Below are 13,633 nucleotides of genomic sequence, written 5' to 3' on the forward strand. Positions count from 1 at the left end.
GACGCGAGTCGCGACCGGGGCTTTCCCGAGGAAGCCCGGTCGCGACTCGCGTCGCTCCTACGGGAGGGCGTGGATGGCCAGGTTGATCAGCATCCCGCCACCCAGCAGCCACGCGAACAGCAGCGCCGCCAGCAGCATCGGCCGCGGGCCGGCGCGGCGCAGGGCCGAGGCCCGCGTGGTCAGGCCCAGCGCCGCCATCGCCATCGCCAGCAGCGCGGTGTCCAGCCCGACCAGCGCTTCGACCAGCGGCGCCGGCAGCAACCGCAGCGAGTTGAACGCGACCATGCCGATGAAGCCGAAGGCAAACCACGGGACGGTGATTGCCGGACGCGGGCCATCGACCGTCTTCCGCCCGCGTGCCAGCAGCAGCGACAGGCCCAGCAGGAAGGGCGCCAGCATCATCACCCGCACCAGTTTGGCGATCACCGCGGCATCGGCGGCCTGCGGGCCGATCGCCCGGCCGGCGGCCACCACCTGCGCCACTTCGTGCACGGTGGCGCCGGTGAACACGCCGAAGCCGGCCTCGTCCAGCGGCATCCAGCCGGCGCCCACGCCCCACCGGTACAGCAGCGGGTAGGCGAACATCGCCAGCGTGCCGAACACCACCACGGTGGCCACGGCAACGGCCGCCTGCTCGGCCCGGCCCTTGACCACCGGCGCGGTCGCCATCACCGCGGCGGCCCCGCAGATGGAGCTGCCGGCGCCGATCAGCAGGGCGGTGCCGCGCTCCAGCTTCAGTACGCGGCAGCCCAGCCAGCATGCCAGGGCGAACGTCGAGCACAGCACCAGCGCGTCGACCAGCACGCCGCGGAGGCCGACCTGGGCGACGTCCTGCAGGGTCAGGCGCAGGCCATAGAGGACGATGCCGGCGCGCAGCAGGGTGCCCTTGGCGAAGTCCACGCCTGCGCTGGCGCGGGAAGAGAGCGCGTCGGGGAAGGCATTGCCGGCGGCGATGCCGAGCGCGATCGCCAGCGTCAGCGTGCCGATGCCATGCGCCTGCAACGGCGGCAGATTGCCCAGCCAGGCCGACAGCCCGGCGATGGCGGCGGCCAGCAACAGGCCGGGCAGGCGGGGCGATGCGGGGCGGTCCAGCCCTTGTGTGACAGTGTTCATGACGACGGGTAATCAGAAGGTGGCCCATGCTGATCCCGGTTGTTTTATTGGTAAAACGGATAATATTTCTGCATTCAATCTGTTTAATGGGTAAATCGTGTACCTGTCGCTGCGCCAATTGCAGATCTTCTCGGCCATTGCCGAGGCAGGCACCACCACCGCGGCCGGCGAGGCCATCGGCCTGTCGCAATCGGCGGTAAGCGCCGCGCTGAGCGAACTGGAAAACCTGCTGGGGCTGGCACTGTTCGACCGCATCGGCCGCCGGCTGGTGCTCAACGGCCACGGGCAGGCGCTGCTGCCGGAGGCGCGCACGCTGCTGGCCGGCATGGTCGACATCGAGCGCCGTTTCCGCACCACCGATGAACTGCGCGCGCCGGTGCATTGGCGGGTGGGGGCCAGCACCACCATCGGCAACTACCTGATGCCGGCGCGCATCGCCGGCTTGCAGCAGCGCAACGGGCAGGCCCACGTTGATCTGGTGATCGGCAACACCCGCGAGGTGGTGGCCGCGGTGCAGCGGCTGGAGGTGGACATCGGCCTGATCGAAGGCCCGTGCCATGCGCCGGGGCTGGACGTGGCGGCATGGCAGCAGGACGAATTGCTGGTCGTGTTCGGCGAGGGTCACCGGCATGCGGCCGAACTGCGCGCCGGTGTCGACATGGCGCAGCTGCAACGGGCGTGCTGGCTGCTGCGCGAACCCGGTTCCGGCACCCGCGAGGCCGCCGAGCAGGCCTTGCTGCCGCACCTGCACGGCTTTGCCGAGGTGCTGCAACTGGGCGGCACCGAGGCGATCAAGCAGGGCGCGGTGGCCGGGCTGGGGCTGGCCTGCCTGTCGCGGCATGCGGTGGCCGACCTCGTCGCGCTCGGCAGGCTGCAGGTGCTGGCCACGCCCTTGCCGCCGCTGCGGCGCCAGCTGTGGGTGGTGCGCCACCCCGGCAAGCGCGTGCCGGTCAGCCTGCGGCAGTTGCTGGCATTGCGGCCGGACGTCCTTGCGTAGGCCGGGGCAGCGTCCCCGGCGCTTCATGCATTCCGTGGCAAGCCCCGTCGGGGACGTGACCCCGACCTGCGCGCAGCCCGTACAATGCGCGGATGCCCCTGATTACCTTGCAGAACGTCGACTACAGCGTCGGCGGCCCGTTGTTGCTGGAAAAAACCGAACTGTCGATCGACGCGGGCGAGCGCATCGCCCTGATCGGCCGCAACGGCGCCGGCAAATCCACCCTGATGAAGCTGATGGCCGGCGAACTGAAGCCCGACGACGGCGAGGTGCGCGTGCAGCAGGGCGTGCGCGTGGCCCGGCTGGAGCAGGAAGTGCCGCATGGCGCCGCCGGCAGCGTGTTCGACGTGGTCGCCGATGGTCTGGGCGAACTGGGCCACTGGTTGGCCGAGTTCCACCGCCTGAGCCATGCCGAGGTGTTCGACGGCGACGCGATGGGCAAGGTGCAGGCCAGGATCGATGCCGCCGACGGCTGGGCGCTGGACCAGCGCGTGGCCGAGACCCTGACCAAGCTGGAGCTCGATGGCGATGCCGAGTTCGGCCGCCTGTCCGGCGGCATGAAGCGCCGCGTGCTGCTGGCGCGTGCGCTGGTGGCCGGGCCGGACGTGCTGTTGCTGGACGAGCCGACCAACCACCTCGACATCGAGGCCATCGACTGGCTGGAAGGCTTCCTGAAAGGCTGGAGCGGCTGCGTGGTGTTCGTCACCCACGACCGCCGCTTCCTGCGTGCGCTGGCCACCCGCATCGTCGAGATCGACCGCGGGCAGGTCACCAGCTGGCCCGGCGACTGGGCCAACTACGAGCGCCGCCGCGAGGAGCGGCTCAACGCGCAGGCGCAGGAGAACGCGCGCTTCGACAAGCTGCTGGCGCAGGAGGAAGTGTGGATCCGGCAGGGCATCAAGGCCCGCCGCACCCGCGACGAAGGCCGCGTGCGCCGGCTCAAGGCGATGCGCAACGAACGCAGCCAGCGCCGCGAGCTGGGCGGCAACGTGCGGCTGGAAGCGGCCGGTGCGGAGAATTCCGGCAAGAAGGTGATCGACATCAGGAACATCTCCTTTGCCTTCGGCGAGCGGGTGATGGTCAGGGATTTCGAAACCACCATCCTGCGCGGCGACCGCATCGGCCTGGTCGGCCCCAACGGCAGCGGCAAGACCACGCTGCTGAAACTGCTGCTGGGCGAACTGCAGCCGGACAGCGGCGAGGTGCGCCAGGGCACCAACCTGCAGATCGCCTACTTCGACCAGTACCGCGCCACCCTGCGCGAGGACTGGAGTGCGATCGAGAACGTCGCCGAAGGCGCGGATTTCATCGACCTCAACGGCAAGCGCAAGCACGTGCATGCCTACCTGCAGGATTTCCTGTTCACCCCCGAACGCGCGCGCGCGCCGATCACCCGTCTGTCCGGCGGCGAGCGCAACCGCCTGCTGCTGGCCAAGCTGTTCGCGCAGCCGTCCAACCTGCTGGTGATGGACGAACCGACCAACGACCTCGACGTGGAAACGCTGGAACTGCTCGAAGAACTGCTCGGCGACTACACCGGAACATTGCTGCTGGTCAGCCACGACCGCGACTTCCTCGACAACGTGGTCACCTCCACGCTGGTGATGGAGGGCGAGGGCAGGGTGGGCGAGTACATCGGCGGCTACAGCGACTGGCTGCGGCAGCGCCCGCAGGTGGCGCAGGAGGTTGCGGCGAAGGCGCCGGAAAAGCCGGTCGCCGCGCCCGCCGCCGAACCGCAACCCGCCGCGGCCAAACGCAAGCTCAGCTACAAGGACGCGCGCGAGCTGGAACAGCTGCCGGTGAAGATCGAGAAGCTGGAACTGGACGTGGAAGGCCTGACCAGCGCGATGAACGACCCGGCGTTCTATACCCGCTCCAGCGCCGAAGTCACCGCCCATACCCAGCAACTGGCGAAGGCACAGGCCGAGCTGGATGCCGCCTACGCCCGTTGGGAAGAGCTGGACGGCTGAAAGCTACGGCAGTAGCTGCGGGGCTTGCCCCGCAGGGGCTTTGCCGTGACAACGCGCGTACGGGGCAAGCCCCGTACCTACGCTTCCATCATGTCGTCGGGCAATTCCAGGAAGGCCCAGAACGGCACACCGTCTTCGGCCCAGTTGGCTGTCGCTTCGGCCAATACGTCCAGCAGCATGTCGAAATCGCCACGGTTGCCCCGGCGCAGGTCCCCGGCCTCACCGAACAGCAGCGCATAGCCGTTGGCCGGCAACCACGACAGGTCGCGCAGCGCGTCGGACAGCGCATCCCAGTTGCGGCCGAGGCCGGCCGGGAAGTCCAGCTGGGTGGCGATGCGCAGCAGCAGGGTGCGCTTGTCGGTGCAGGCTTCAAGATCGACGCGCAACACCTTCAGGCCGGCATCGCGGGCGGCCGCGGCCAGCCCGCCGAGGTCGCCGTGGCCCACCGCATAGACGCCGGCCTGCGCCGCGTCTTCCAGCCCCATGTCGAAACCGCTGTCACTCATGGCGCTCTCCGTTGGCCGGCACGTGGAAGCTGCGGAAGCTCTCGTAGTGGTCGTCGGTGTAGTACCAGGCGTCGGGCGGGTCGCCGCCGGTGACGATGCGGCGTGCGCCGCGGTGCGAAAGGCCGGGCGTGTCCACGGTGTATTCGCGGTAATGGCCGCGCGGGCGCTGCGGCAGGCGCTGCTCGCGGTTACCGAATACGCTGCCATCCTGCCGGTGCGGGAACGGACCGCCGCGCTGGATCAGGGCGATGGTGTCGCGTGCTTCGCGCGGCAGGAAGGCCGGCAGCGCATCACCTGCGGGAGCCGCCGCCGGCGCCTGTTCGACCTGCGCTGCGGCGCCGGCGTCCAGCGCGGGGGCGAACTGTGGCGTGGCCGGGCGTTGCAGTTCGCGCATGCCCCACAGGCCTGCCACGAGCAGGAACAGGGCGACGAACAGGAGCAGGGGCTTGCGCATGGCGATGGAACTTGCGGGGGATGCCGGATTATCGCGCCTGCGCGCGGCGATGTTTGAACGACGGGTTCACGGCAGGGTTCACGCTGGAATAACAACGACGCGAAGCCACGGCCCGATGGGTTCGCGGGACAGTGTTTTTCCCGCCATCGCCCTTGGTATGTGGAGGCTTCGTCCCTACCATTGGAGGTGCAACGCCCGGCCGTCGCCGGACGAAAACCCCCAGGAGATTCCTCATGGCCTACACCCTGCCCAAGCTGCCCTACGCGTACGACGCCCTCGAACCGCACATCGACGCGGCCACGATGGAAATCCATCACTCCAAGCACCACCAGACCTACATCAACAACGTCAACGCCGCGCTGGAAGGCACCGAGTACGCCGACCTGCCGGTCGAGGAACTGGTGAAGAAGACCAAGTCGCTGCCGGAGAACCTGCAGGGCCCGGTGCGCAACAACGGTGGCGGCCATGCCAACCACAGCCTGTTCTGGACGGTGATGTCGCCCAACGGCGGCGGTGCGCCGGTCGGCGAGGTGGCCAAGGCCATCGACGCGCAGCTGGGCGGTTTCGACAAGTTCAAGGAAGCCTTCACCAAGGCCGCGCTGACCCGCTTCGGCTCGGGCTGGGCGTGGCTGAGCGTGACCCCGGACAAGAAGGTGGTCGTGGAATCCTCGGCCAACCAGGACAGCCCGCTGATGGACGGCAACACCCCGATCCTGGCGCTGGACGTGTGGGAACACGCCTACTACCTGAAGTACCAGAACCGCCGCCCGGAATACATCGGCGCGTTCTTCAACGTGGTCGACTGGAACGAGGTCGAGCGCCGCTACCAGGAAGCCATCGCCTGACCGTGCGGCCCCGCCATGCGGGGCTTGCCGGAGGTGGCTGCAGACAACGGCCGGGCATCGTCGCCCGGCCGTTGCCGTTTCCGGAATCCGTTGCGCGTGCTCCCGACGGTATCGCTCCGACGGTATCGCTCAGTCGCGGCGGCAACCGACGCCGCTGCACTGGAGCGTGTTGAAGTCGTAGACGGTGGAATGGCCGGGCGTCCCGGTGGGGTTGGGCACCCCCTTCGGGACATAGAACGTGGCTGAATTGGCGCCGTACAGGCCGGCGGGGAAACGGAACGGCTTGAGCACCACGTAGCCATTGTGCGGCAGGCCGCGCTGCGCGGGTGGTGCGCCACCGGCGATGGGCGGGATGTCCTGCTGCGCGCGTTGCGCGGCCATGCCCGTGTTCCATGCCTGCACGTCGGCCAGCGTGGCCGGACGCAGCACGCCTTGGGCTACCGCATGCTGCAACGCCGCCGGGCCGGCCAGCTGCGAATCGGGCAGGCGGAAGCTCTCCACGCCCGGCGCGTCGCGGCGGGTCTGCAACTGCGTACCCGGGGACAGTGCATCGCCCACCACCACCTTGCCGTCGCGGGCGGGATGGAGCATGTCCACCGGCTGCCCGAACAGGCGCCGTGCCATCGGGTTGAGCCGCTCGGCCCGCTCCGGGCTCACGTAGTTGGAACCACAGCTGCCGCGATTGTCGTAGGTGCTGACCAGCACCGGTACCGTCGCCGGCAGGCCGGTGACCACCTGCTTGTGATACCCGCTGACGAACACCGCTACCAGCGTGGTGCCCTGGCTCCAGCCGATGCTCCATACCGTCGGCTCGTAGGCGCCGAGCATCAGGATCACGGGGGCCTGCGGCTGGTTGACCGCCACCTCCATCAGCGTGGCCTCGTGGCCGCTGTCGTCGATCTGGAAGGCCAGCTTGCGGCCGGAATACGCGCCGGCGGCATAGACCTTGGTGCCGTGGGGAATGGCCAGCCCGTCGAAACCGCAGGCATCGAGTGGCGCTGGCGCCGGATGCGCAGAGAACGCGAAGGGCCGGGTATCGCCGGCGGCTTCCGCCGGGCTTGCCGGTGGCTGGTAACTACCGTCGGCGGTCATCGACAGCGGCGTGGCGGCATCCTCGGCAACGGGGGCCTCCGCGGGCGGCGCGATGGCCGCAGTGCCACCCCGTGCCCCGGCATCGGCCGGCACCGCGGCGGCAGCATCGGTGGATGCCCCGGAAGGCGGCTTGCAGCCGGACAGGCACAGGACGAGAAGCGACAGCAGCGGCAGCAGGCGAGGCATCCGTGCGACTCCGGAGGGGCGTGGCGCGACTGTAGCCGAGCCGTGGCCGGCGGCCAATGCGCGCCCGCCGCGGCCATTGCAATGGGCGCTTCGACAGGGGCGGCGACCCGGCCCGATGCGTTAGGCTTGCACCCTTTGCACGACAGGATCGCCAGCAGATGACGAACACCGCCGGGGCCGCGAGCGCCACTCCCAGGGCACGGATGCCACGCCAGATTCCCTTCATCATCGGCAACGAGGCCTGCGAGCGCTTCAGCTTCTACGGGATGCGCAACATCCTGGTGCAGTTCCTGATCACCTCGCTGCTGCTGCAGGAAGTCACCGCCGAAGGCCGTGCCGGCGAGGCCAAGGACATCATGCACAGCTTCATGATCGGCGTGTATTTCTTCCCGCTGCTCGGCGGCTGGCTGGCCGACCGCTTCTTCGGCAAGTACCGCACGATCCTGTGGTTCAGCCTGGTCTACTGCGCCGGCCATGCCTGCCTGGCGCTGTTCGAGGACAGCCGCCAGGGCTTCTTCCTCGGCCTCGGCCTGATCGCGCTGGGCGCCGGCGGCATCAAGCCACTGGTGGCCTCGTTCATGGGCGACCAGTTCGACCAGTCGAACAAGCACCTGGCCAAGATCGTGTTCGACGCGTTCTACTGGATCATCAACTTCGGCTCGCTGTTCGCCTCGCTGCTGATCCCGCTGGCGTTGAAGAACCTCGGCCCGCAGTGGGCGTTCGGCATCCCCGGCATCCTGATGTTCGTGGCCACCTTCGTGTTCTGGCTGGGCCGCAGGCGCTACGTGCTGGTGCCGCTGCCGCCGAAGGACCCGCATTCGTTCGCCAACGTGGTGCGCACCGCGCTGCTGGCGCGCGCGCCGGGGCAGGGGCGCGCCGGCCTGGTGATCGCCGTGGCCGGCGTGGTCGCGGCACTGGCCTCGCTGCTGCTGGTGCCGTCGCTGGGCATCGTGATCTGCCTGTGCATCGCGCTGGTGCTGGTGCTGGCCGGCATCGGCGGCGGCACCATGCTGCAGCTCGACCGCGCCCGCGGCGTGCACCCGGAAGCGTCGGTGGAAGGCGTGCGCTCGGTGCTCAAGGTGCTGGTGATCTTCGCCTTGACCACGCCGTTCTTCTCGCTGTTCGACCAGAAGGCCTCGACCTGGGTGCTGCAGGGCCAGCAGATGACCATGCCGGCGTGGTTCACCGCCTCGCAGATGCAGGCACTGAACCCGCTGCTGGTGATGCTGCTGATCCCGTTCAACAACCTGGTGCTGTACCCGGCGCTGCGCAGGCTGGGCTGGGAGCCCACGGCGCTGCGGCGCATGACCGCCGGCATCGCCTTCAGCGGCCTGGCGTGGATCGTGGTCGGTGGCATCCAGGTGGTGATGGACGGCGGCAATGCCATGTCGATCTTCTGGCAGATGCTGCCGTATGCGCTGCTGACCTTCGGCGAGGTGCTGGTGTCGGCCACCGGGCTGGAGTTCGCCTACAGCCAGGCGCCGGCGTCGATGAAGGGCGTGGTGATGAGCTTCTGGAACCTGACCACCACCATCGGCAACCTGTGGGTGCTGCTGTCCAACGCGGCGGTGCGCAACCACGCGGTGACCGACCGCATCGCCAGCACCGGGCTCAGCGAGGCCGCGTTCCTGATGTTCTTCTTCGCCGGCTTCGCCTTCGTCGCGGCGCTGGCATTCGGCCTGTACGCGCGGCGCTACCGGATGGTGGACAACTACCGCGCCGCCTGAGAATCCATGCCATGACCCCCATCAACCTGCTGCTGGTCGCCCTCACCGTCATCGTCTCGTGGGTGGCGTTCAACAACCGCAAGCTGGCCGACCGGCTGGTGCTGTGGCCGCCGGCCATCGACCGCCACCGCCAGTACGACCGGCTGCTGACCTACGGCTTCATCCACGCCGACATCGGCCACCTGGCCTTCAACATGATCACGCTGTTCTTTTTCGGCGGGCGCATCGAAGCGGAGATGATGCGGCAGACCGGCAGCTTCCTGACCTATCCGCTGTTCTACCTGGCGGCGTTGGCGGTCTCGATCCTGCCCAGCTACCTGAAGAACCAGAAGAACCCCAACTACCTGAGCCTGGGCGCGTCGGGCGCGGTGTCGGCGGTGCTGTTCGCCTTCATCCTGCTGTCGCCGTGGACGATCATCCTGGTGATGTTCATTCCCGCGCCGGCGATCCTCTACGCCGTGTTCTACGTCGGCTACAGCATCTGGATGGACCGGAAGGGCAGCGACAACGTCAACCACAGCGCACACCTGGCCGGTGCCGCGTTCGGCGTGATGTTCATGCTGTTCATGGAGCCGCAGGTGCTGCAGACCTTCCTCGAACAGGTGATGCACCCGCGCTTCGGGCGCTGAGGCGAATGCCGCTTTTGCAGGAGCGACGTAAGTCGCGACCGGCATTGCCGGGAAAGCTCCGATCGCGACTCACGTCGCTCCTGCAGGTGCCCCCCGCGTTTCAGGCCGCGTAGGCGGCCAGCAGCCGCGCGTGCACTTCCTGCTCGATCTTCTCGAACTCGCAACTGTCGATGTCGCCGGCGACGGCGAGCTGGAACAGGCCTTCCAGCAGCAGGGCATCGTGGTCGTCGGGCGGGCAGGGCAGTGCGTGGAATGGGGCGGGCATGCGGGAAAACCAGTGGTACGCAGTGCCTGTTCAGGCAAGAGCCATGCCATCTGCATTGGCCCGGGCCATCGTGATCCGGCTGCTCGGGCCGGTCAGAAAGTGACGCAGGGCGGCGCGCGTTGCCGCCCGTTCGCGTCAGGGTTTCACGCCGTGCCGGTGCCGGCGCCGCACAATCCACGTTCCATACCGGGGAATCTGCCATGTCCGCTTCCAATGCCGTGCTGCCGCCCGTCATCCACGACCCGGCCGGATCGCGCTTCCGGCTCGATCTCGACGGCCACGGGGCGGTGCTCGAATACCGCCTCCGCGACGGGGCGATGGTCATCACCCACACGCGGGTGCCCGACGCCATCGGCGGGCGCGGCATCGCCGCGGCGCTGGTGCGGGCGGCGCTGGCGCATGCCCGTGCCGAAGGGCTGAAAGTGGTGCCCGAATGCAGCTATGTCGCGGTCTTCATGCAGCGTCATGGAGAATATGCGGACCTGTTGGAATAACCGGGTATGGCCGATTGCGCTGCCGGTTCGATGCGGCGCCACTTTCAAGGAAGCACATGGCATGAACAGAGTGGGACAAGGCACGGGCGTGGCGATGTTGCTGCTGGCGCTGGCCGGTTGCGGGAAACAGCAGGCCGGCGCGCCGGATGCGGCGCCCGCGGCACCGGATGCGGCAGCTGCGCCCGCGCCCGCCGACGAGGCGCCGGCCACGGCCGGGCTGCACGACGTCATCGAGAACGATCCCCGCTACGTGGTGGGCATCAGCTACCCGCCGGCGGTCAACAAGTACCCGGGGCTGGCGCAGGAACTGGGCGCCTATGCCGACCAGGCCAGGGCCGAGCTGCTCAAGGCGGTGGACGAGCTTGGCAACGACCAGCCGCGCGCGCCCTACGAACTGTCGCTGGCGTTCGACCTGCTGGTGGAAACGCCGCAGGTCGTCGCGGTGGCGGCCGAGGGCAGCAGCTACACCGGCGGCGCCCACGGGCAGCCGCTGGTGGCGCGCTTCGTCTGGTTGCCGCGGCAGGAGCGGATGCTGACGGCGCAGGCGCTGGTCGATTCCCCCGCCGGCTGGAAGGCGATCAGCGACTACACCGGCGACAAGCTGCTGGAACAGGCGATGGTCCGTGCCCAGGGCGAGGATATGACACCGGAGGAACAGCAGGCGCAGGTGCGCAACCTGTCGAAGATGATCGACGAGGGCACGGCGCCGGACGCCGCCAACTTCGCCCAGTTCCAGCCGGTGATGGACGCGGCCGGCCATGTCGCCGCGCTGCGCTTCGTGTTCCCGCCCTACCAGGTCGGTCCATATTCCGACGGCACCCGGACCGTCGACGTGCCGGCGGCGGTGCTGCTGCCGCACGTGGCGGCCGATTACCGGGAGTTGTTCGCGCAGCCATAGAAGCGTGGAGGGCCGGCGATGGAAGCAGGATTGCAACGACGCGTCGAGGCATTGCTGCAGGAGGCGGACGTCATCCCCGGCGGGGAACGGCCGCAGGACATCGACATCCTCGACCCGCGCTTTTACGCGCGGGTGCTGGGCGACGGCTCGCTGGGGCTGGGCGAGAGCTACATGGACGGCTGGTGGCAGGCGCGTTCGCTCGATGCCTTCCTCTCCCGGCTGCTGGCGGTGCGGCTGGACGAGCGCGTGCACGGCGCCGGCGAAGTCTGGGACGCGCTCAAGGCGAAGCTGTTCAACCTGCAGGCCGGGCAGGGCGGTTACGAGGTTGGCCGGCGCCACTACGACCTCGGCAACGACCTGTACCGCGCCATGCTCGGCAAGCGGCTGGTCTACAGCTGCGGATACTGGCGTGACGCCGGCGACCTCGACGATGCGCAGGAAGCCAAGCTCGACCTGATCTGCCGCAAGCTCGGCCTGCGCCCGGGCATGCGCGTGCTGGACATCGGCTGCGGTTGGGGCGAGGCGCTCAGGTACGCGGCCGAGCGTTATGGCATCGAAGGCGTGGGCGTCACCATCTCGCAGGAACAGGCCGAATTCGCGCGCGAGTTGTGCGTCGGCCTGCCGCTGGAGATCCGCCTGCAGGATTACCGCGAGCTGGACGAGCCGTTCGACGCGATCCTGTCGGTGGGCATGTTCGAGCACGTCGGCGCCAAGAACTACCGCACCTATTTCGAAGTGGCGCGGCGCTGCCTGCGCGATGACGGCCTGTTCCTGCTGCATTGCATCGGCAGCAACGTCAGCCGCGAGCGCACCGACCCGTGGATCGCCCGCTACATCTTCCCCAACTCGATGCTGCCCTCGGCGGTGCAGATCGCCACGGCGATTGAGGAGCTGTTCGTGCTGGAGGACTGGCACAACTTCGGCACCGACTACGATCGCACCCTGCAGGCCTGGCGCGACAACGTGGAAGCGGCATGGGAGCAACTGGACCCGCGCTACGACGAGCGCTTCCGGCGCATGTGGCGCTTCTATCTGGCCGGCTCGATGGCCAGCTTCCGTACCCGCCACGCGCAGCTGTGGCAACTGGTGCTGTCGCCGCAGGGCGTGCCGGGCGGCTACGTCGCGCCGCGCTGAAGACCTGTCGCTCCTTGGCGCACGTGGAATGTCGGGAGCGCTTGAAGGCCGGTATCGCCGCGTCTGATGGCACCCCAGATGGGGCATGATCCACTGGATTGGACTTTTATCTACTAGTTGGTAGATTGCACGCATGAATACCGACCTTTCCCCGAGAGCCGCCGAGATCGCCGCATGTGCGCGTTCGCTCCTGGCCAGCGGTGGCTACAACGGCTTCAGCTACGCCGACATCTCGGAGTCGGTGCATATCAGCAAGGCCAGCATCCACCACCATTTCCCCAGCAAGGCCGAGCTGGTGCAGGTGGTCGTGGCGCGCTACCGCGAGGAGGCGCGGCTGGGGTTGGCGATGCTGGAACAGCGGTTTCCCGATCCGCTGGCGCAGCTTCGCGCGTATACGGGCTATTGGGCGGCGTGCATCCGCGACGGTACGTCGTCCTTCTGCATCTGCGCCTTGCTGGCTGCCGAGCTGCCGGCCATTCCGCCGCAGGTGGCGGACGAGGTCCGGGGCCATTTCCGGGAGCTGGCCGCGTGGCTCGCATCCGTGCTGGCCGGAGGGGCTTCGCAGGGGGCCTTTTCCCTGCAGGCCAGTCCCGAGGCGGAGGCGATGGCCTTCATGGCCGCGGTGCACGGGGCCATGCTGGCGGCCCGCGCGCATGGCGACCCGGAAGTCTTTGCGGGGATCGTCCAGCCGCTCACGGACCGGCTGGTTTCCCGCTAGCCGCATGGATGGCCGCAGTCCATCTCTTCGGTTCGCCCTGATTACCTACCAACTGATAGATAGAAGATATCCCATGACGCATTCCCTCTCCCTTCTCGGCGCCATCCATACCACCCTCAGCCTGATACCGGTCGCGGCCGGTTTCTACGGCTTTGCCCGCCACCGCGCGATCGAACCGGCGACCCGTTCCGGCAGGATCTATCTGGCCGGACTGGCCGTATCGGTATTCACTGCGTTCGGCCTGTCCAGCACGGGCGGTTTCAATCCCGGGCACGCGGTGGGCATCCTCGCGCTCCTCGCGGCCATCGGCAGCCTGCTCGTTCCCCGCATGTCCTTCGTGGGACGGCTGCGGCCATACCTGGCCACGTTCGGGATTTCCTTCAGTTTCTTCCTGCTGCTGGTGCCCGCCATCGCCGAAACCTTGACGCGGCTGCCGTCGGCGCATCCCCTGGCCGACGGGCCGCAGTCCGTGGTGGTGCGCACCACGCTGCTTGCATGGATCGCCACCTTCATCGTGGGCTTCGTCCTTCAGGCATGGATGATCCGCTCGCGTCGCCGCGGCATGGTCCGCGAGTAGTCCGGCCGGGAAACAAAACCGCCCGGGC

Annotated in this window: 15 protein-coding genes; 10 read left to right on the plus strand and 5 right to left on the minus strand. The window is 68.4% G+C overall.

Features of this window, described 5'->3' with window-relative positions; all coding sequences use genetic code 11:
- Positions 1 to 57: 57 nt before the first annotated feature.
- Positions 58 to 1,113, minus strand: a complete 1,056-nt coding sequence (locus tag ABB34_RS05350; RefSeq protein WP_057640224.1) for a YeiH family protein — start codon at positions 1,111 to 1,113, stop codon at positions 58 to 60.
- A gap of 97 nt (positions 1,114 to 1,210) precedes the next feature.
- On the opposite strand from ABB34_RS05350, the gene ABB34_RS05355 reads away from it, so the two are divergent.
- Both ABB34_RS05355 and ABB34_RS05360 read left to right on the plus strand, forming a co-directional pair.
- Entirely contained in the window at positions 1,211 to 2,110 is a 900-nt protein-coding gene (locus ABB34_RS05355; RefSeq protein WP_057640225.1) for a LysR family transcriptional regulator, read from the plus strand.
- 92 nt (positions 2,111 to 2,202) lie between these two features.
- Positions 2,203 to 4,080 (plus strand): ATP-binding cassette domain-containing protein, encoded by a 1,878-nt coding sequence (locus tag ABB34_RS05360; RefSeq protein WP_057640226.1) that lies wholly within the window; start codon positions 2,203 to 2,205, stop codon positions 4,078 to 4,080.
- Between the two features lie 77 nt (positions 4,081 to 4,157).
- Here ABB34_RS05360 and ABB34_RS05365 read toward each other — a convergent pair whose 3' ends face one another.
- Both ABB34_RS05365 and ABB34_RS05370 read right to left on the minus strand, forming a co-directional pair.
- Positions 4,158 to 4,586: a barstar family protein gene (locus ABB34_RS05365; RefSeq protein ID WP_057640227.1), complete on the minus strand. Its 429-nt coding sequence runs from the start codon at positions 4,584 to 4,586 to the stop codon at positions 4,158 to 4,160.
- Complete coding sequence (locus ABB34_RS05370) at positions 4,579 to 5,040, minus strand: guanyl-specific ribonuclease (protein WP_057640228.1); 462 nt, start codon at positions 5,038 to 5,040, stop codon at positions 4,579 to 4,581. The genes ABB34_RS05365 and ABB34_RS05370 overlap by 8 nt, the downstream gene beginning before the upstream one ends.
- Positions 5,041 to 5,273: 233 nt before the next feature.
- Here ABB34_RS05370 and ABB34_RS05375 point away from each other — a divergent pair, with 233 nt between their 5' ends.
- A complete protein-coding gene (locus ABB34_RS05375) occupies positions 5,274 to 5,885 on the plus strand; it encodes a superoxide dismutase (protein ID WP_057640229.1) in 612 nt (203 codons plus the stop codon).
- Between the two features lie 129 nt (positions 5,886 to 6,014).
- Here ABB34_RS05375 and ABB34_RS05380 read toward each other — a convergent pair whose 3' ends face one another.
- Positions 6,015 to 7,163, minus strand: a complete 1,149-nt coding sequence (locus tag ABB34_RS05380) for a hypothetical protein (protein WP_057640230.1) — start codon at positions 7,161 to 7,163, stop codon at positions 6,015 to 6,017.
- 158 nt (positions 7,164 to 7,321) lie between these two features.
- Between ABB34_RS05380 and ABB34_RS05385 the strand changes: the two genes are divergently transcribed.
- Complete coding sequence (locus tag ABB34_RS05385) at positions 7,322 to 8,890, plus strand: POT-type proton-dependent oligopeptide transporter (RefSeq protein WP_057640231.1); 1,569 nt, start codon at positions 7,322 to 7,324, stop codon at positions 8,888 to 8,890.
- A gap of 11 nt (positions 8,891 to 8,901) precedes the next feature.
- The gene (locus ABB34_RS05390; protein WP_057640232.1) at positions 8,902 to 9,519 is read left to right on the plus strand and encodes a rhomboid family intramembrane serine protease; all 618 of its coding nucleotides are present in this window, start codon (positions 8,902 to 8,904) and stop codon (positions 9,517 to 9,519) included.
- 100 nt (positions 9,520 to 9,619) lie between these two features.
- Here ABB34_RS05390 and ABB34_RS15450 read toward each other — a convergent pair whose 3' ends face one another.
- Complete coding sequence (locus ABB34_RS15450; RefSeq protein WP_169788705.1) at positions 9,620 to 9,784, minus strand: hypothetical protein; 165 nt, start codon at positions 9,782 to 9,784, stop codon at positions 9,620 to 9,622.
- 200 nt (positions 9,785 to 9,984) lie between these two features.
- On the opposite strand from ABB34_RS15450, the gene ABB34_RS05395 reads away from it, so the two are divergent.
- From ABB34_RS05395 to ABB34_RS05415, 5 genes are all read left to right on the plus strand, one after another.
- Positions 9,985 to 10,278: a GNAT family N-acetyltransferase gene (locus ABB34_RS05395; protein ID WP_057640233.1), complete on the plus strand. Its 294-nt coding sequence runs from the start codon at positions 9,985 to 9,987 to the stop codon at positions 10,276 to 10,278.
- A gap of 61 nt (positions 10,279 to 10,339) precedes the next feature.
- A complete protein-coding gene (locus tag ABB34_RS05400; protein ID WP_057640234.1) occupies positions 10,340 to 11,176 on the plus strand; it encodes a DUF3298 and DUF4163 domain-containing protein in 837 nt (278 codons plus the stop codon).
- An 18-nt stretch (positions 11,177 to 11,194) separates the two neighbouring features.
- Positions 11,195 to 12,310 (plus strand): cyclopropane fatty acyl phospholipid synthase, encoded by a 1,116-nt coding sequence (cfa, locus tag ABB34_RS05405; RefSeq protein ID WP_057640235.1) that lies wholly within the window; start codon positions 11,195 to 11,197, stop codon positions 12,308 to 12,310.
- Between the two features lie 133 nt (positions 12,311 to 12,443).
- Entirely contained in the window at positions 12,444 to 13,028 is a 585-nt protein-coding gene (locus tag ABB34_RS05410; RefSeq protein ID WP_057640236.1) for a TetR/AcrR family transcriptional regulator, read from the plus strand.
- Positions 13,029 to 13,101: 73 nt separating this feature from the next.
- On the plus strand, positions 13,102 to 13,605 hold the full coding sequence (locus ABB34_RS05415; protein ID WP_057640237.1) for a hypothetical protein: 504 nt from the start codon (positions 13,102 to 13,104) through the stop codon (positions 13,603 to 13,605).
- Positions 13,606 to 13,633: the final 28 nt, after the last annotated feature.

The sequence above is a fragment of the Stenotrophomonas daejeonensis genome, from assembly GCF_001431505.1.
Taxonomy (GTDB): Bacteria; Pseudomonadota; Gammaproteobacteria; order Xanthomonadales; family Xanthomonadaceae; genus Stenotrophomonas; species Stenotrophomonas daejeonensis.